Raw genomic sequence first — 18,302 nt, forward strand, 5'->3', positions numbered from 1 at the left:
ACAGAACAAATCTACTCGATTATAAAGGAGACTTCTTGATTCGTAAATAACATGAGGGAGGATCATCATGAAGAAAATATTCCAACTTCATCATTCTTTGATAGAATAAAGACAAAAGGGGCGATACATATGTCATATCGAATAGGTATTTTAAAGGGAGACGGGATTGGACCGGAAATTGTTGATTCTAGTATGCGTATTTTAAAGACAGCGTTGTCACAGTTCAATGAACTATTTGTGGAATTTGTAGAGTGTCCTATCGGTGCTGAAGCCATTCATTCTCATCAAGATCCAGTGCCAGCTTCTACTATAGCCGCCTTGAAAAAATGCCATGGCTGGATATTAGGACCTCATGATTCAGCTTCATATCCTGATCAATTGAAAGAAAGAAGAAATCCAAGTGGAGAACTGCGTCATACATTTGATTTATTTGCAAATATTCGTCCATCGCAATCGCTGCCAGGTGTGAAAAGCGTTGCCAATGGCGTCGACCTTGTCATTTTTCGAGAAAATACAGAAGGCTTTTATCCAGACCGGAATATGTATCAGGGGACAGGAGAGTGGATGATTACACCAGATGTCGCCATATCTACAGGTGTGTTTACAAAAAAAGCAATTACCCGTATTGCCCACGCAGCTTTTCAACGTGCAGTGGAGAGGAGGGGGAAAGTCACCATTGTTCATAAAGCGAACGTGATCAAATTAGGATCTGGCTTGTTTTTACGAACATGTCAAGAGGTAGCGAAAGCATATCCACAAGTGGAGGTTGAGGATATTCATATTGATGCGATGGCTGCTCATTTAGTGAGACGTGCAGGTGATTTTGATGTGATTGTGACAGAAAATATGTTTGGCGACATTTTATCTGATCTTGCAGGGGAACTAGTCGGCAGTTTAGGAATGGCACCCTCATTAAATTGCAACGAAAATCAAGCGATGGCACAGGCGGCACATGGTTCAGCACCTGATATAGCTGGTCAAAATATAGCCAATCCAATGGGCATGATTCTTTCTACAGTAATGCTTTGTAACTGGCTACATGTGAAATATCAAGATGAAAGATTAAAACAGACAGCCAGTCTGATCGAACATACTCTTGATGAGACCTTAAAAAAGAACTTGAAAACGAAGGATTTAGGAGGAAATGAGACGACAACACAATTCACCGAGGCATTCATTCAAACGATGAATGAATTTTCAATAAAAGGGAGATGAACATGAAAACAGAAAAAGAAAAGATGATCAAGGGAGAATACTATCACCCAAATGATCACACATTGATGGCAGATCGAGCAAAAGCACGACAATTGACATTTGCCTATCAGCAAACAAATGAGCCATCACAGAGAAAGGCCATTTTAAAGGAGCTTTTAGGCGCTTGCGGAGAAGATGTGGTATTTGAAGGCAGAATACAATGTGATTATGGATACAATATCGAGGTTGGCGAGCATTTTTTTGCAAATTTTGATGCTGTGTTATTAGATGTTTGCAAGATTACAATTGGACATCATTGTTTGTTAGGTCCGAATGTACATATATACACAGCTGGACATCCGTTAAATCCAGAAGAACGTCAAACAGGTATTGAATTCGGCAAACCAGTCACAATTGGACATCATGTATGGATTGGCGGCGGCGCCATTATCAATCCAGGTGTGACAATCGGAGATCATGCTGTCATTGCATCAGGAGCCGTTGTGACAAAAGATGTTCCGTCAAATGTGATTGTTGGCGGGAATCCTGCAAAAATCTTAAAACATTTAGAGGAATGAAAATCTGACGAATCAACCGTTGGATTTTTCATTTTTTGTTTTATCTCAATAAGATAAGTATACTTAATAATGAGACAAAGAAAATTCAATTGTTGTTTAACTTCCTAGAATATATATTATGTAAACTAGATATTAATTAATGCAAAAAAGAGAACCTTTGACTTGATCCTCTTTATTATTAGATTTTATATTCAATTGACTCAAAAGCAGCATTATTTTCCAGTCTCAGCAAACTGTTTCAAAAATAGGTCATAAAGGTTTTTGGGGTAATTCCATTATTTGAATCTCCATCCCCCATGAAGTTGTGATATAGAAAAATCCAAGAGGGCTCAGCTCTCTAACTTTAACATCAGACTGTTCTGCAAAATATTTTAAAGCCTCTTCTATATTGGTAACTGTAATAGCTAGATGGGCTACACCGATATCACTGGGTTTTAGGTGAACATTCTGTTGATCTGGCGTCGACCATTGAACCAGTTCGATCTTTCTACCGCCATATTGCAAAAATGCCGCCCCTTCTACAATTGACTGTTCGTGAACCCCAAAGTATCTTTTTAAACTATCGTCCTCAAACTGCATCCGTCCTGGCCGGAACAAGACTTCAAAACCCAAAATATGAGTGAAGAATTCAACTGCTACTTCGATATCGGGTACTACAAATCCTGAATGCTCGATTGTGCCTTGGAAAATTGTATTTTTCATATCGCTAAACCCCTTTGATTTTTTGGAAGTAAATGATTCATAATAAAGTGGTATTTAAAGCAGCTATAAATTAGGTTCAATACAAGTCAAGTGATGTTGGCACTACTGCAAGAATTAGAACAACAATACCTGAGCCTTGATATACTATAATATTCTTTTGTGATTTCTGAATCTTTTTTGAATATCCATTAAAATTCACATGTTCCATCTGAACAATAATCATCGAGCGACGACTCTAATTTATGCTCTTCAACCTTACGATTCGCGTACTCTTCTTTCCATACCTGTTGTAATGTTTCTAAAAACACTTCGCTAGGTTGTGCTCCTGAGATGACATATTTATCATTCACAACGTAAAAGGGCACGCCCTGAATCCCAATTTTTGATCCCTCGGCTCTATCAGCTGCAATATTCTCGCTATATTGATCATTTGCTAAAACATCCAAGGCTTCGTTGCCATCAAGACCTATTTCACTTGTAAGTTGAGCAAGTGTTGCGTGATCACCGATATCTAGTGAATCCGTGAAATGAGCTTTCAAAATACGCTCCATAAACTCCCGTATCTTCCCTTTCTCTTTTGCATAATAAGAAAGACGAAGTGCATCATATGAATTCGTAGGAATCATTGTATCAAATTGATAATCTAACCCAATCTCTTTTGCTTTCTGTTTCAATTGATTGTTTCTTGCTTTTGCTTTTTCATATGGAATACCATGCTTGGAAGATGCTACTTGATGGATATCCATTCCTGTATTTTTTTTCGCATATGGATCTAATTGAAAATGACGAAATAAGACTTCGACCTCTTCTTTATGTTCAAACTGTTCTAACCCTATTTCAAATTGACGTTTGCCAATATAACAAAACGGACAAACAAAATCAGACCAAATTTCTACTTTCATCATATGTTCCCCCTTTATAATTTTGATGAATGTATTTTGTCTATTCTTCCTTATTACGCTTTTGAACGTGCGAGGTGGGATGATGTTAATTAAAATCTTTTTAACTAATCCCACCCATGCTCTTTTTTAAAACGTTCGTGCTACCGCTTTTGCCTTTTCAATTGCTGCAGCAACAACTTCTTCTTTCTTAGTTGGATCATAGTCAATACCTTCAACAAAAATCGTTGGTTCCACTTCAATTCCAACAAACTTCAGCGCACCTCTTACGTAAGAATCAGAATGTTCCATTCCAATTGCCTGTGAATAAAATCCTCCCATACCATGAATATGGATTGCTTTTTTCCCTTTCATCAATCCTTCTGGACCTTCTGATGTATATTTAAACGTTTTTCCAGCACTCATGATTGTATCAAAATAGGCTTTTAATAAAGGTTGGATTCCTAAATTCCACATTGAAGACTGAATGATGTATTTATCTGCTTCCATAAATTGCTTTGTGAATGCATTCACTGCTTCTATTTTTTGTGCTTCAACATCTGTTAGCACTTCCCCACTTCTTAACTTCTTTTGTCCAGTTAAAAAATCAGCATCGATTAATGGCACATTTGCATAATAGACATCTACTTCTATTATTTCATCTGCTAGGTTTACTTCCTTATATTCATTGATAAATGCTCTAGCAACTTGCGTACTTCTTGATTGTTCCTCACTTTGCGGTGTTCCTTTAACAAATAATACTTTTGACATGATCATTTCCCCTTTATGATTTTGATTTTGAATACTTATAAAAAGAATTCACACGCAATATTTTGGTATGACTCTAAATGATTCCTATAATTTCTGCTGAATCAACAACCTCATACAAAAAGCTCATTTAATGATTATAAACAATGGGCATTTTTCCGATTAATTGGGGTTGCCTAGCAGCGTCATACATGAGTTTAGCGACATTTTCCCTAGATACGGACATTTTAGCTGGCTGATCGCCGAATGAATAACCGTAAGATTGCCCGTTGTATTTGATATTAGGATTAATGATTCGAACAACTGTCCAATCCAGGTTCGATTGTTTAATCAGTTCTCCTATCTTCTTCATTTCGGCATAACCATTTGGCATGAGAAGTTTAGGCAATATTCTTGGCAATATCGTCGATAAGCTTTTCTTATCGTCTTCAGACTGCAAGGCTGGCGTCGCGAGTGTAATCAACCTTTTTTTGGTGAATTTCTTCATCGCTTTGACAATTCGGTTATGTCCGTCGGCGATCGGTGTACCTTTTTGTTTTCGAGACAAATCAATGCCGGGACCTAAGGTGCTTATCACGACATCAGCTTCTGAAACTGCCGTTTCAATAGCTGAAGTGTTCGTTAGTTCACCCTTTACAATGCGTAAATTCGAATGCTTTTGCTTGATTTTCTCAGGGTTTCTAACATATACCGTAACGAAATCTCCGTTTTCTAATGCAAACTGTGTTAAAAGTTGACCGATTGCACCAGTTGCACCAAAAATAGTGATGTTCATGGTCGTCTATCTCCTTTTGTTATTCAGAATGATCACAATGATTTCCTTGATCAAAAATCTTTCGTAATAACATGTGTTATTTAAGCAACGCGCGTTGTATAATTGATGATAAGATGAAAAAGAATAATAAACAATAACCAAAATAGCCAATATGTAGTTTACGCAACACTTCTAATGTATTGTCGTTTTTAGACAAGATGATGAACCCTAAAAGGAGAAGAAAAAATGATTATGCCTAAAAAAGATCCGAGAATACTTCGTACAAGACAATTGATTGTAGACTCTTTTCTTTCGTTAGCTAGTGAAAAAGATTTCAACCATATCACGGTACGTGATATCACAGAAAAGGCTACTATTAACCGGGCTACATTTTATGCGCACTTTGACGATAAATTTGATTTGTTACATTCTACAATCACCAATACATTTACAGACAAATTGAAAAAAAGACTCAATGATCACGATGGATTCAATGAAAAAGTCATTGCAAATATTTTTCTAGCCATGTGTGATCACCATAAAGAGATAAGCGACCTATGTCCCAAAGGTTATCATTCTTTAGGAACTATTATCGAAAGTAAAATTAAAGAGGAGTTACAGAAACTAATAGCTGATCTTATGCTAAAAGGAACTAAAAACATCATCGAATTAGAGGATAAACAAATGGTAACAACCCTATCTACTATGCTAAGTTGGGGGATATACGGAGCTGCATACACATGGAATAAGGATGGAAGACTTATTTCATCAGAAGAGCTAGTGACTAAGACCCTGCCTATCTTTAGAAATGGTATGAGTCAGTATTATTTTTAATGAAAATGATGTTAACAATCTGCTTGAGCCGGCAGTGCTAAAAGAAATATTAAAAAAACACAGAAATGGTATGGATTTAAATAATGGGGTATTTGGGGGAGTGCAAGAGGTCAATTAGGCAGGCTCGATTTGTTGTTGCTTAAATGACTGGTGATAAAGAGTCTGCTGAAACGTATAGCACTAAAGTTATAAAGCTTTACTTTAAATAGTGGGATTCTTATACGGTTATTGTTTATCAGATCATACAATGGATCTACATTTACCTTCTTGTACAAGTCAATCCTTTTGTTTTTCAAAACTTCTACGACCTTCTCAATAAATTAAATCGGTCGTAGAAGATGGGCCTTATTTGTTGTACTGTAAATCAAATATTCTGGGATATTTCTTTTAAAAATTGCTTTCTCTTTTCATCTGTTGTTAAATTCACTCTAGAAAAATGAATCCATTTCGTGGATTCGTTTTTTATCCCCAAATCAGCTAGCGTTCTGTCAATGAAAACGCTTTGAATAGCATTTCCAGCTTCAGATTCTATATACTCTTTATCTGTAGTTGATGTTGAGATCACGGTTGTTTTTTTAATATTTGTCAATAAACCTTGTAAAGTACCAGTGTTTTGATCTTCAATGAATGCGAAACCGCTTAACATCACTTTATCAATAAATCCTTTTAACATAGCAGGTAAGTCCCACCACCAGACTGGGAATATAAATACCAATTCTGTTGACTGTTTTAATTTTTCTTGATAATCCTTCACTAATGAATAAGGCGTTTCTCCTTTATGAAAATGCTTTAATTCTTCAGCTGTAAAAACAGGATTAAATCCATCTTTATATAAATCGATCACTTGAAACGGTTCTTTCTTTGTTTCTAATTTTTCTGTTATGGAAGTCAAAATGGCATGATTATAACTTCCATCCCAAGGATGTGCATAGACAATCGTTTTCATTATTCATTCACCCTTTTTCTGAGTTTTGCATCATTTTTTGATGTACATTGATTTTATTGTATGCTATAACATACTACAAGTACGGTAATCAAAGTGTGATACTAACCCAAAGGAGAGTATAAAATGAATGAGGAGTCCTTCCAGACGAAAGCTGAGCTAAAAGATACTGGTTTTGGGTATACTTTGTCATTAATTGGTGGGAAATATAAAATGCCAGTTCTGTATGCTTTATATTCAAACGATGGTCCTGTTCGCTATAATCAGCTGAAACGTAAGCTCGGAACGATTTCTTTTAAAACATTAACCAATACACTAAAAGAGCTTGAAGCGGATCACTTAATTCATCGTAAAGAATATCCCCAAGTGCCTCCAAAAGTAGAATATAGTTTATCTGAAAAGGGTTTATCACTGATGCCTGTATTAGATGAGATATGTTATTGGGGAGAGGAACAAATGAAAAATAATTAGGTAGAGTGGAAAGAAAGCTACTACGGTTTAAACATGCTTTCTAAAGTAGCTTTCTTCTCATCTTATATCAATCCGATTGGCTCATTTTGTTGATGTGCTAACTCCAGAGAGCTTTCTTCTTGTCTATATCATCATCAGGCCAATTGTGAATCAGTTGACGTAATCTAACTGCAACGGTCCTACAAACATCTGGCATTAAGTAACTATCAGAATCCGATAGATTCAGCAAAGGAATGATGTCATCTGTAAAGTTTTCAAAGGGTATGTCCCCGCCAAATCCCTCCATTTCATCTAAATTCATTTCGCAAATATTACTCCTGATTGAACCTATAATAGGACAACGAGGCACGCAACGCTCTATTCTACCAGAGTCCTAAGGTTATTTTGATTTAATCCCTGCCCCACAAAGAGGTATGATAATGGTTTCTTCTGATTCCTTTTGATATTTCATGTAGCCAGCAAAATTGATGGCAGATGTCACTTCGACATAAAATCCTTTCTCACTCAGTTTAGAGCGTGCATGTATAATTTCTTCTTCTTCAATATCAATAAACGTACCATTTGTCTTGTATACAGCTTCTAAAATTTGTTTAGAACGCGCTGGGGCAGCAATAGCGATCCCTTCTGCTACAGTCCCTTTATTTGTCACAGGCGTTGCTGATTCCTCCGCATGTTGAAAAGCTTTCACAAGTGGAGCGCAGTTTTTCGCTTGTACAGCAACAATTTTCGGTATTTTATGAATGAGACCATTTTCGAATAACTCTCTAAAGCCATAATATGCACCAAGCAGCAGAGTGCCGTTTCCAACCGGAATGATTAAAGCATCCGGTGCTCCTTTTAGTTGCTCATAGATTTCATAGGCGTATGTTTTTGTACCCTCGAAAAAATAAGGGTTATAGACATGGCTTGCATAAAAAACGTTTTCTTCGTCTACTGCCTTTTGGGCCGCAGCTGCAATGTTCTCTCGTGTACCATGAATTTCTTTAATCGTTGCTCCGTGGGCTTTTATTTGAGCGACTTTTTTAGGTGATGTTTGATCACTTAGATAGATGTCACAGGCAATACCACAACGCGCAGCATACGCAGCAATTGCCGTTCCTGCATTCCCGCTGCTATCAGCAATGACTTTTGTTACCCCTAATTCCTTAGCTTTTGTCATTAACACAGCTGCTCCACGGTCTTTAAATGATAGTGTCGGCATCATATAATCAACTTTTACATAAGTGTTTGGCTCATTAGGATCTAGAACGATTAAAGGAGATTGGCCCTCGCCCATTGTCACAGTTTCCCACGTCCTAGAACCTTTTGGAAATGGCATGGTTTCAACATAACGCCATAATGAATTTGGATAGTGCTCCCAAGCTGTGACGTCTATTTTCGGGGTATCTTTCACTAGATTTAATACTCCACCACAATCACATTTCCATAGAGTTGGTGTCATCTCATATTTTTTCCCGCAATGGTTACAAATTAATTGATTCATTCTTCATCTGCCCCTTTGAATATTTTTTTATACAAAATATAATTTTTTATATAGGGTGGTCAAAAAAATATTCTAAATATATGCAATGGCATCCATTTCAATTTTGAAACCAAAATGTAATTCATTCGTTGGTACAATCGTACGAGCTGGTTTATGTTCACCGAAAAATTCGGTATAAACCGCATCTACTTTGTCCCATAATTCAATATCTGAAATGTATAATGTCATGCGCAAAATCTTTTCTTTTTGACTTCCAGCAGCCTCTACAATCATCTCTACATTCTTAAGCGCTTGTAATGTCTCTTTTTCAATGGGGCCGAACTCTTTTTCTGTCGTTTCAGGATTGATGGCAAATTGTCCTGACACATAGACCGTGTTTTGATGAATGGTTGCGAATGCATAGTGTCCGTTTGATTTTAGATTTCCTACCTCGAGTATGCTTTCCATTTTGACACTCCTTACCTCGATTTATTTTTGATTTCATCCAAATAGCTATAGACGGTTACTTTGGAAATACCTAACATAGATGCGACCTTCTCAACAGATCCTTTCATTAAAAAAATGCCCTTTTCATCCATAAATTTGATTAGTTCAATTTTTTCATGACGTTTCATGACTGGGTGAACACTGTTTTGAATGATTTGTTGAATCAATTGATCTACTATTTCTTCCACATTTTCAAGATCATCATTTGATGTTGTTTCTTTCTCTTGAGCTTCCACGTGTGTAGTAAGAAAAGTATCCATAAATTGCTGCATTTGATTCAGTGCTTCAACATCAAAATTGATACAGAAAGCACCGATCACTTTTTGCTTTGAATCACGTATTAATGAAGTCGAAGAACGAATCGTACGCTTATCTTCTGTTACAAATGTATAACCAGCCAGATAATCTTCTTTAAAATCTTCTGATTGTAATACAGTCTTGACTAAATGATCAAATGATTGGCCGATTTCTCTTCCTGTCACATGGTTATTTACTGTAAACATGACAGATGCTTGAGGATTCGTTAAATCATGAATCACCACTTCACAATTTGGTCCAAACATTTTTGCAGTAGATTTTGCTAAAGGAATATAACTCTCTAATAACTTTTTAATATGTTCCATGCCTAAGCACCTCATTTTTTTATTCCACTAGATTATATAATTTTTTATATATAAAAACAATATATAGATTTATTTATATACTATAATGCTCACAAGATCACAAATATGAAAATCACCACATAAAAAAAGCAGCCATTGACTGCTTTTTGCTTATGCTCCTTTCTAATTGTCTTCCTGCTGGATTCCATACAAAATGACGTCAATTCCCCATCGGAACCGTTCCATTGATACGGTATCACCTGCAAACATTTCTTCTTTTACACGATGAATGAAAGGAAACTGCGTTTTGTCTGCTTGAAGAAATGCTTTTTTTGTGTCTGAAATCTGTGAAGAGCCTTGTTTCTTCCAAGAGACCTTTTCGTATGCTACAGAAGATACGTATAACAGCAATAGGTCTACTCCCCATGCTGCAGATGTAGATTTGATCCCGCCTTCATGCAATGCAGCCAGAATACGTTCGGTCAACTGAAGAAAGTTCGTTCCTTGTGGAATGGTGGAAAGAGAAATTTCAGCGAGACCCGGTTTTTCGAATAGCAGTAGGAAATAAGTATGCAATATGTCGAATAACTGTTCTTTCCATGTGCTATCCTTTGAATCTGGATAAACCATTTGTCCGAGACCATAATCCAATACGTAAGCACTGAGTTCTTGAACATTGTTCACGTAGACATACAAGGATGCAGGTCCCGTATCCAATGCTTTAGCCACCTTACGCATACTCATGCCCTCTATTCCTTGCTCCTTAAGAAGCTCATAGGCCGTTTTCACAATAAGCTCACGGCTTAAGGGTTCTTTAGCCGGCCGAGACCGGCGACTGATCATACGACGATTTGAATTGTTCATACTCTCTTTATAACATGTCACAGTAAAATAGTAAATTGAGCATCAATCATCATCCTTTTGAAAAGAATTCATCATATCTGCAAGCTTGATCGCAGCGTCTTTTGAAAAACACAGTTTTAAACTATTCTCCGATCCATGCGCTTTTTCCGATGAATATTCATACATCATGTCTTCGTATTCTTCAATCGCCTTTTCAATATGATGAGGATGTCGGACAATAGCAAGTGCTAGCTCCCTTGCATCAAACATCGCCATGTTCACACCCTCGCCTGCGAATGGCGACATGACGTGAGCTGCATCACCGATAAGCGTTACTCCTTTATGACGATTCCATTTAAAACTGGTAGGAAGCGTATAAATCCGCCTTGGAATGATGGCATCTTCTGCATAACGAATATAGTTTTTCAGCTGATCATCCCAATCACTAAATAACGCTAATAATTGTTCTTTTGCTTCTTTCGCTTGATGAAACGGTATACCACAAGTCTCGATCCAATTGCGTTCTACCATAAGGCTTGCATACACTTTGATTCGTCCATCTCCATTTAACTGCCCAATCAGTCCTTTGTGGTCTGCCAAAGCAAACATCTTACCTCGTTTATTAAATTCAGCTAAATCAGGGTGGTTCTCCTCTACGCTTAAGACATTCAGTTCTAGCATCGTGAGCCCAGAGTATTCAATCTCAATATCTGTTAACAGAGGACGCACACGAGAAAAAGCACCATCAGCCCCAATCAAAAGGTCAACTGTTTCGACAACCCCGTTTTCAAAATGAAGCTCGGTCATACCACTTTCTAATGAAACGCATCTTTCTAGTTTATATCCATATTTGATGGTTTCAGCATCAATTTGTTCTAATAGCAGTTCACATAACACACCACGATCAATTTCCGGGCGAGTACCTTTTTGATCTGATTCCGTTTCTTCATCTAAATAAATCCTTCCTGATTTATCAAGTAATCGGAAATCTTCTCCTTCATAACGAGCATTCTTTTGAAATTTCTCATAAACTCCTGCTTCTTTTAAGGCTTTTTGACCTGTTTCTTCGTGAATATCCAGTGAGCCCCCTCGTTCAAGGCTCTTGTCATGCATCTCCCGTTCATAGATGGTTGTTTGTATACCGTAATTTTGCAAAATTACGGCAAGTGTTAGTCCCCCAGGTCCTCCTCCAATGATAGCGATTTGCTTTTGATTCTTAGATAATGACGTCATCTTCTGCATCTCCTCATCCCTTTGTGGAAAGCGTTTTAAATTTCATTTCATTTATATTATAACGAACACCGTTCGTAAAGAACAGTGTTCGTTTAAAATTGTTTGTTGTACGATTGTGTTTTCATGAAAAGAAACCAATCGCCTACCATCATATGATACACTCCATCTAGGAAGGTTTTAAAAGGTTTACATTGTTCTCACTCTAAGTGTAAGAGGTGTTTCTATGAATAAATTATTGGCCATGTTGATATTAGGATTAAGCTTTAGTGGTGCTGCGCTCATTCTTTCAGTCCCTTTGTTATTCAAACAGAAACCAGAACAATTTGAGCTGGTGTTTGCTGCTGGATCAGCGGGCGCTTTCGCAGTATTCGCTGTCTCATGCCTAGTTCTTCGAAAACGATTCAATCGCTAAAAAACCTAAACAAATACCCATTGTTTATGACGGTGGATTTTGTTTAGGTTTTTGTGATTTACCTTAGTGTTCAGTCAAAGAATGTATACAAGCTGACCCCGATAGGGAATCTACTTATTCAAAACAAAAGAAACCGCTGAAACATATCACGATATGCACGCTAAACGAATCACTAGCTTTGGCATAATAGACATCATTGCGAAAATCTTTAATAGGAATTCTGACATTCCTCATATCACAAAAGGTCCATTAAACGCATATCGTTTTGTGATATAATCTTGAGTCAAAGAAAAGCGCTAAGAGAAAATGAACTGGCTGAATGGACATCATGATTGTGAAAAATTCTGAAGAAATGATAGGGTGATAGCGATGAGAAGACTTGAGTCTGGTATATCAGTAGACAACGAAACATTTTCTGATGTTGCCAGGTATGAAAACGAAACAATCAGCAGAACGACGATCATCAACTCAAATGTTCATTCTCCTATTTTTTGGAGCTGTCACTTGGATCATCTTGTATTTGATACGTGTGATCTGACGAATGCGAGATTTTTTGCCGGTAGTACGATTGATCATTGTACTTTTAGTCATTCAGACTTGCGCTCTGTGGGCATTGGCAAAAACGAAGCCGTCTTCACCAATTGCGAATTTTCTTCCTGCGATATGAGGGGAATGACATTGGAGAATGCTACGTTTATCGATTGTACTTTCTCTAATTGTAGATTCAATGACCGTGTTTTACAGGTAGCGAACATCGTCAATTGAACCTTTGCTGGTAAGCTAATAGATATAACGTTTGAGGGAAATGGCAAACAAAAGCTGATCGCCAATTTTGAAAACTGCACCCTTGATGGTGTTCGTTTTATAGGCTGTGACCTGGGGGCATGTATTCCGCCAGCATCCAAACACCATTTCTATGTTGAACATGTATCTGCACGTGTGAAAAAGGCCTTAGAGAAGATAGATGATGATCCTACTCTGTCTGACCATGATCGGAAAATACTAGTGCGGAGTCTGCGGAAGCTTGAACAAATGGAACAGTATATTTTCAACATGAAATATATGGAGAACATACATGGGGCCGCTTTTGTTGAACGCTTTTTCAGTCATCTTGGATGTAGCAAGGATCACATGTAACGTTTGCTACATCCCTTTTCCTATTTTATCTTTATGTGGTGCATCAGCTTCGAGTATATTTGAGCGGAATGAGTTCTTCGATTTTCACCTTGACAAACTCCCCATCCATATCAAGGATGACAAAACATGTTGGTCCAAAGTCTGAAATGAGCTCTCGGCAGATGCCGCAAGGGCTGACTACCCTGATTCTTCTATCTTCTTCATCTGAATAAGGGTGTCTCACTGCAACAATTGTATCAAAATCTTTGTATCCATTCGATAAAGCGCTGCCAATCGCAATGGCTTCTGCACAAACAGTTACCCGTCCGATGTAGGCTTCTATATGGACAGCTGATATGATTTCTCCTGTTTTCATGCGGATCGCTGCCCCTACATGATGCTTGTCATCTTCATAAAGACTGATAATCTTCTTTTTTGCTTCGTCTATTAATTCGATATCTTCTTGTGATAGATCAAACGTTTTCATTGCGTTCCCCTTTCGCCTCACTGCTCGTATGTATTATACCAAACATGAGGTGATGAACTGAATTTCACTCTCCTTTACAAACCAGCCAAAAGACCGTTTAATCTGTAGTGAATTGCCATTCTGAATGTATTTCATATTCAATTGAAAAAGGCTGCTTTCAAGTAAGCAGCCTTTTCGCCTATTTACATCAGAACATGTACCCTTTCTAGGTGTGAACTGAATCCCTAACGATTGATCACTTGAATGATTTTCTTCAGAGCATCTGCCGCTTCTGGAATTGGCATGACAACAAACACATGCAGCATTTCAGGATAAACAAAGGTTTTGATGTCCATTCCTTGTTCTGATAGTTTTTCATCGAGCTTTATGGCATCTGGATATAACATATCATGTGTTCCGATAAAATGAGTGATCTTCCCGATCCCTTTAAAGTCACCGTAAATGGGACTAATCAATGGGTCTGTGAGACTTTGATCAGCTGCCCACATTTTTGTGATGACTTCCATTCCTTCATGACCTAGAATCGGATCCTTTTTTGCGTATTCAAATATGAGAGGGTTGCTCATGCTCATATCCACACAAGCAGATAGTAACACGATATCTTTCGGCTGCGGCAGATCCTCTTTCTTTAAAAGGTGCGCAAGACCAAGTGAAATGTTTCCCCCAGCTGAATCTCCCATGATCGTCAATTGATTGGCATTTCCGGCAGTTTTCAGAAGGTCTTTATATAGGTTAAGCATTTTCGGATACGTATCCTGGTTGCTATAATGAGGTACTTTTGGGTAAATAGGAGCGACTACTTTCGCACCTAGTGATTGCGCCATTTTATCCATGAACCACCAATGGACATTCAAAGGCTGATTTGTCCATGCGCCACCATGTAGATAGAGAATGACTTTTTGATTTTGGGATGCTTGTTCATTCAATGTGAAAACTTGCATGCCTTCGAATGTCTGCTCTTGTACCTCACTGATTAACTTCACATCATCCCCAATGGCATAAGGCTGCGTATTTTCAATTCCTTTTTGCTCAAGAAATTTTTTTGTCTGTTCGATACTAGAAAAACTCTCTTTATTACTTTGCGAAGCGAATAATGTTTCAAATTGAATACTTTCTTTAGAACGTTCACCATGATACATTTCTACACTCATTTTTTTCTCTCCTTCACTCAATAGGTTTATTGATCATCCTGCTTTGGAACACGAAATGATTCCAGGTAGACTTGTACTTTCTTTTCAGGGGTTTTTAATAAGTTAGATAAAAGGTCTTGAATGAGACGAAGGCTTTTAATTTTCTTTTCAATTTCTTCATGTTTAAGATGGACAATTTGTCTTAGGGTATCAAGGTCTATGTCTTGACTTAGCATTTCCATAATTTCAGCTATTTCCTTTAATGAATAACCGAGCGTTTTCGCATCTTTGATCAATTGAATTTTCACAACATAGTCGTCTGTATAGAATCTGTAACCGTTTGAACGTCGTCTTGGAGCAGGTAATATGTTGTGCTCTTCATAGTAACGAATTGCGGCAGGACTCACTCCTGTTTTTTTGGCAAGTTCTCCTCTAGTCATCAACTCCATCGTTACTCCTTTTTTATTATTTTGTTTTACTATATGTACATTATAAAGGTTGAACTATACTTCAAGGTCAAGGTGAAACATTTTTCGGCTAACTTTTGTTATCAAATGATTGTAGCAAAGAGGTCTCTAGCTTGAACATCCGGGTAGAACATCTTCAAATGGTTCGATTTTACTGATTGTAGATTCAGAGGGGGTGAAGTCAACTTTTTTTCTGAAAAAATAAATGGAAATATCGATCATCATTTTATGGTTTAACAAATTTAAGGTTGCTGTAAGGTTCGGATTAATACGAGTTAAGGTTGAGGTTGTACAATGGGTTTGTAAGGAATTGAGGGATGAGTCAAATGGTCCCCTCTTCTAAATCAATCATAGAGGTGAAAAGCTTTGAGAGAAAATAAAATTTTGTCTTCATTATGTTACTTCAGCATCTTTTTTGCACCATTTCTATTTCCGATTATCGTTTATTTCTTAGGAAAAGACGAAGTGAAATACCATGCGAAAAAATCACTATGGACACATATTATTCCTTATTTGATTTTCGGTCTTGGGATTGCCGGTTCAGGTTTACTTGGCATGAACGATATCAGTCATGCTGGTCCGTTCTTAATTGCAACGTATGCTGTGACATTCCTTGTGGCGATCTACTTCTTCATTTGGAACATTGTGAAAGGCATTAAAGTGTTTTCAGAATAAGAGTTAGAAAAAACGGTTCTGTGATTGAGCAGAACCGTTTTTTTGTATGTCCGTTTAAGCGGGTAATTGGATATCAATCGTAGTTCCTTCTCCTATTATACTTTGTATTGTAATATCTCCCCCGTGTTTTTGGATGATATCTTTTGCAATCGCCATTCCAAGACCTGAGCCTGCATGTGTCCCTCCTGTATTCGTCCCTCTATAGTAGCGGTCAAACACTTTTTCTAGCTCTGCCTCTTCAATTCCTTTGCCGTTGTCTTGAATGGTGATGTGGGTATGTTCTTTTTGTTCAAGCTGTACAATGATTTTCACATCAGCATCATTGTGAACAAGGGCATTTAAAATGAGATTGGTGACCGCTCTTCGTATGAGGATCGTATCAATATTCAGCATGAGCTTGTCTACATTCGTTTGTAGCTCAATGGTCTGATCTGCATATCTCGAATCGTTGAGGATATCAATTAACGTTTCACGCAGCAATGGCACAATGTTCACAAGCTCTTTATGCAGCATCACGTCGTTATTTTTCAGCCTTGTTGTTAAATTTAGATCCTCCATCACATCTTTGATGTACAATGATTTATTCTCAATGATGTCAGCGTAATGTCTGATATCTTGTTCTGAAAGAGAATAATTTGGATCTTTCATGATTTCTGCATAGCCTTGAATAGAGGATAATGGTGTTTTAATATCATGAGAAATATGACTGATCCACTCTTCCCGCATTTGCTCTAATTTGTCTTTTTCTTTTTGACTTGAAGCGAGCTGCTCGGATAAGTGATTGACATTATAGAACACATCTTTATATATCCCCTTAGTTGGCAGATTCGTCGTATAATCTCCGTTTGCGAGCCGCTGAATGCCGTAAATGGCACGGCCGAGCGGTTTGATGAGTTGCCGGCTGAATAAGTATCCAATGAATAAGGCAATGATGGCATCAATCGATAATAAAATCATCGTCCCGATATTGAATTGCGATATTAATTCTTTCGTATCAAAAGAAAATAAATATTTTCCGATGGAAGGGTCCTTAAATCCGATGAAGTAGCTGTATTCCTTACCCTTTCCATTTTTCCCGCCAGCATAGATCGTCGACATCAACTGCTTATCTTTATATTTATGTAAGTTTACAATTTCTATAGGTGTGTATTTGCTCTTTATGCCTTTAGGTGCTAGTGCATGATAGACGTCTTGTCCATTTTCGTCTAATATTTGAATCCACGCATTTTGTTGTTTTAAGGCTTGCTGTCCTTCTTTACTCACAGTGATATTTTGATCAGACAAGGTGATGTATTGTTCAAATGTTCTTGTGAAGGTTTCCGGCGTATTTTCTTCGTTTTGCTGACTGCTTGCTTGTAGTACAAGCCATATCATGAATCCAAATAAGTTAATAAAGACCGTGATAATGGTCACGATAATGACAGAGACCATGTATCTGCCTGTTAATCGCCATTTCATCTTTACGCATCCTTTACAACAAATTTATAGCCAAGCCCTTTGACCGTCACGAGAAATTCTGGTGTAGATGGGGAATGTTCTATTTTTTCCCGCAGTCTTCGTATATGAACCATTACCGTATTATCAGAACCGAAGAAATCCTCTCCCCAAACCGTTTGATAAAGCGTTTCTTTACTGATTACGCGATTCGGATGCTGCAAGAAATAAGTCATCAACATAAGTTCTTTCGGAGTGAGTTCAATTGCCGCTCCGTTTTTCGTCAGTTCGGCTTGCTGCTCGTTTAACTCAAATGGGCCTTTTTTGATCACGGGCTCCGCTTGAGAAGGCTGTAAGTAGGATGACCGTCTTAGCTGGGCTTTTACCCGGTAGGCGACTTCTTTTGGACTGAACGGTTTTGTAATGTAATCATCGCCGCCAATGGCAAGTCCTACAATTTTGTCTGATTCCTCTCCCTTTGCTGATAAAAAGATAATCGGAACATGTGAGACGTCTCTAATTTGTTTGCAAATATCGTAGCCTTCTCCGTCTGGCAGCATAATATCCAGTATGACGAGATCTGGTTGTTCTTGATGAAATTGCGTGAGTCCATCACGGGCAGTTGAAGCTGTTAACACCTGGTCAATGCCTTCTCTTGTTAATACTGTATTAATTAATTCTAAAATTTCTTTTTCGTCATCTATAATCAATACTTTGCTTTGAACCTTTGGCATGATGATCACTCTCCTGAAGTCATTGTTATTATTATACCCAAAGTGTTGACGTCGTGAAAAATCAACTTTCTATTTACA

General features: G+C 37.6%; 24 protein-coding genes. 8 read left to right on the forward strand and 16 right to left on the reverse strand.

The genetic code is table 11. The annotated features are described in order from the left end of the window. The first annotated feature begins 51 nt into the window (after window positions 1–51). Both MHI20_RS02775 and MHI20_RS02780 read left to right on the forward strand, forming a co-directional pair. A complete protein-coding gene (locus MHI20_RS02775) occupies window positions 52–1,215 on the forward strand; it encodes an isocitrate/isopropylmalate dehydrogenase family protein (protein WP_268372917.1) in 1,164 nt (387 codons plus the stop codon). 2 nt (window positions 1,216–1,217) lie between these two features. Then, window positions 1,218–1,772 (forward strand): sugar O-acetyltransferase, encoded by a 555-nt coding sequence (locus tag MHI20_RS02780; RefSeq protein WP_024719077.1) that lies wholly within the window; start codon window positions 1,218–1,220, stop codon window positions 1,770–1,772. A 249-nt stretch (window positions 1,773–2,021) separates the two neighbouring features. On the opposite strand, the gene MHI20_RS02785 is transcribed toward MHI20_RS02780, so the two are convergent. The 4 genes from MHI20_RS02785 to MHI20_RS02800 form a co-directional block, all read right to left on the reverse strand. Continuing rightward, on the reverse strand, window positions 2,022–2,474 hold the full coding sequence (locus MHI20_RS02785) for a VOC family protein (protein WP_039167759.1): 453 nt from the start codon (window positions 2,472–2,474) through the stop codon (window positions 2,022–2,024). Between the two features lie 188 nt (window positions 2,475–2,662). Further along, window positions 2,663–3,376, reverse strand: coding sequence for a DsbA family oxidoreductase (locus MHI20_RS02790; RefSeq protein WP_340936594.1), 714 nt, complete (start codon window positions 3,374–3,376; stop codon window positions 2,663–2,665). A gap of 126 nt (window positions 3,377–3,502) precedes the next feature. Continuing rightward, a complete protein-coding gene (locus tag MHI20_RS02795; RefSeq protein WP_340936595.1) occupies window positions 3,503–4,123 on the reverse strand; it encodes an FMN-dependent NADH-azoreductase in 621 nt (206 codons plus the stop codon). A 127-nt stretch (window positions 4,124–4,250) separates the two neighbouring features. Further along, window positions 4,251–4,895 (reverse strand): NAD(P)-dependent oxidoreductase, encoded by a 645-nt coding sequence (locus tag MHI20_RS02800; RefSeq protein WP_340936596.1) that lies wholly within the window; start codon window positions 4,893–4,895, stop codon window positions 4,251–4,253. Window positions 4,896–5,120: 225 nt separating this feature from the next. On the opposite strand from MHI20_RS02800, the gene MHI20_RS02805 reads away from it, so the two are divergent. After that, on the forward strand, window positions 5,121–5,708 hold the full coding sequence (locus tag MHI20_RS02805) for a TetR/AcrR family transcriptional regulator (protein WP_039167767.1): 588 nt from the start codon (window positions 5,121–5,123) through the stop codon (window positions 5,706–5,708). Window positions 5,709–6,072: 364 nt separating this feature from the next. On the opposite strand, the gene MHI20_RS02810 is transcribed toward MHI20_RS02805, so the two are convergent. Next, window positions 6,073–6,654, reverse strand: coding sequence for an NAD(P)H-dependent oxidoreductase (locus tag MHI20_RS02810; RefSeq protein WP_058337226.1), 582 nt, complete (start codon window positions 6,652–6,654; stop codon window positions 6,073–6,075). A 123-nt stretch (window positions 6,655–6,777) separates the two neighbouring features. Here MHI20_RS02810 and MHI20_RS02815 point away from each other — a divergent pair, with 123 nt between their 5' ends. Continuing rightward, window positions 6,778–7,122, forward strand: coding sequence for a winged helix-turn-helix transcriptional regulator (locus MHI20_RS02815; protein ID WP_017359567.1), 345 nt, complete (start codon window positions 6,778–6,780; stop codon window positions 7,120–7,122). A 97-nt stretch (window positions 7,123–7,219) separates the two neighbouring features. Here the strand turns inward: MHI20_RS02815 and MHI20_RS02820 are convergent, their stop codons facing one another. From MHI20_RS02820 to MHI20_RS02845, 6 genes are all read right to left on the reverse strand, one after another. After that, complete coding sequence (locus MHI20_RS02820) at window positions 7,220–7,423, reverse strand: hypothetical protein (RefSeq protein WP_340936600.1); 204 nt, start codon at window positions 7,421–7,423, stop codon at window positions 7,220–7,222. 78 nt (window positions 7,424–7,501) lie between these two features. Continuing rightward, window positions 7,502–8,605, reverse strand: a complete 1,104-nt coding sequence (locus MHI20_RS02825) for a threonine synthase (protein ID WP_340936602.1) — start codon at window positions 8,603–8,605, stop codon at window positions 7,502–7,504. Between the two features lie 72 nt (window positions 8,606–8,677). Further along, window positions 8,678–9,052, reverse strand: coding sequence for a RidA family protein (locus MHI20_RS02830; RefSeq protein WP_017367342.1), 375 nt, complete (start codon window positions 9,050–9,052; stop codon window positions 8,678–8,680). A gap of 11 nt (window positions 9,053–9,063) precedes the next feature. Next, window positions 9,064–9,714: a helix-turn-helix transcriptional regulator gene (locus tag MHI20_RS02835; protein WP_035700980.1), complete on the reverse strand. Its 651-nt coding sequence runs from the start codon at window positions 9,712–9,714 to the stop codon at window positions 9,064–9,066. A gap of 162 nt (window positions 9,715–9,876) precedes the next feature. After that, entirely contained in the window at window positions 9,877–10,536 is a 660-nt protein-coding gene (locus MHI20_RS02840; RefSeq protein WP_340939205.1) for a TetR/AcrR family transcriptional regulator, read from the reverse strand. A 63-nt stretch (window positions 10,537–10,599) separates the two neighbouring features. Further along, complete coding sequence (locus MHI20_RS02845; protein WP_340936609.1) at window positions 10,600–11,769, reverse strand: FAD-dependent oxidoreductase; 1,170 nt, start codon at window positions 11,767–11,769, stop codon at window positions 10,600–10,602. Window positions 11,770–11,992: 223 nt separating this feature from the next. Here MHI20_RS02845 and MHI20_RS02850 point away from each other — a divergent pair, with 223 nt between their 5' ends. From MHI20_RS02850 to MHI20_RS02860, 3 genes are all read left to right on the forward strand, one after another. Next, a complete protein-coding gene (locus tag MHI20_RS02850; RefSeq protein WP_340936611.1) occupies window positions 11,993–12,181 on the forward strand; it encodes a hypothetical protein in 189 nt (62 codons plus the stop codon). A 108-nt stretch (window positions 12,182–12,289) separates the two neighbouring features. Then, window positions 12,290–12,457 (forward strand): YdhR family protein, encoded by a 168-nt coding sequence (locus tag MHI20_RS02855; protein ID WP_340939207.1) that lies wholly within the window; start codon window positions 12,290–12,292, stop codon window positions 12,455–12,457. A gap of 93 nt (window positions 12,458–12,550) precedes the next feature. Beyond that, complete coding sequence (locus MHI20_RS02860) at window positions 12,551–12,946, forward strand: pentapeptide repeat-containing protein (protein ID WP_340936612.1); 396 nt, start codon at window positions 12,551–12,553, stop codon at window positions 12,944–12,946. A gap of 415 nt (window positions 12,947–13,361) precedes the next feature. On the opposite strand, the gene MHI20_RS02865 is transcribed toward MHI20_RS02860, so the two are convergent. The 3 genes from MHI20_RS02865 to MHI20_RS02875 form a co-directional block, all read right to left on the reverse strand. Continuing rightward, window positions 13,362–13,784 (reverse strand): cytidine deaminase, encoded by a 423-nt coding sequence (locus MHI20_RS02865; protein ID WP_335350295.1) that lies wholly within the window; start codon window positions 13,782–13,784, stop codon window positions 13,362–13,364. Between the two features lie 224 nt (window positions 13,785–14,008). Further along, window positions 14,009–14,935 (reverse strand): alpha/beta hydrolase fold domain-containing protein, encoded by a 927-nt coding sequence (locus MHI20_RS02870; RefSeq protein WP_249855746.1) that lies wholly within the window; start codon window positions 14,933–14,935, stop codon window positions 14,009–14,011. A 26-nt stretch (window positions 14,936–14,961) separates the two neighbouring features. Then, window positions 14,962–15,363, reverse strand: coding sequence for a MerR family transcriptional regulator (locus MHI20_RS02875; RefSeq protein ID WP_217967104.1), 402 nt, complete (start codon window positions 15,361–15,363; stop codon window positions 14,962–14,964). A gap of 384 nt (window positions 15,364–15,747) precedes the next feature. Here MHI20_RS02875 and MHI20_RS02880 point away from each other — a divergent pair, with 384 nt between their 5' ends. Then, on the forward strand, window positions 15,748–16,056 hold the full coding sequence (locus MHI20_RS02880) for a DUF4870 domain-containing protein (RefSeq protein WP_007499277.1): 309 nt from the start codon (window positions 15,748–15,750) through the stop codon (window positions 16,054–16,056). Window positions 16,057–16,110: 54 nt separating this feature from the next. Here MHI20_RS02880 and MHI20_RS02885 read toward each other — a convergent pair whose 3' ends face one another. Together MHI20_RS02885 and MHI20_RS02890 are read right to left on the reverse strand one after the other, a co-directional pair. After that, the gene (locus tag MHI20_RS02885) at window positions 16,111–17,514 is read right to left on the reverse strand and encodes a sensor histidine kinase (RefSeq protein WP_024719063.1); all 1,404 of its coding nucleotides are present in this window, start codon (window positions 17,512–17,514) and stop codon (window positions 16,111–16,113) included. Between the two features lie 2 nt (window positions 17,515–17,516). Next, window positions 17,517–18,224: a response regulator transcription factor gene (locus MHI20_RS02890; protein ID WP_024719062.1), complete on the reverse strand. Its 708-nt coding sequence runs from the start codon at window positions 18,222–18,224 to the stop codon at window positions 17,517–17,519. Between the last annotated feature and the right edge of the window lie 78 nt (window positions 18,225–18,302).

Origin of the sequence: Bacillus sp. FSL K6-1106, assembly GCF_038005245.1 — a bacterium.
Taxonomy (GTDB): Bacteria; Bacillota; Bacilli; order Bacillales; family Bacillaceae; genus Bacillus; species Bacillus altitudinis.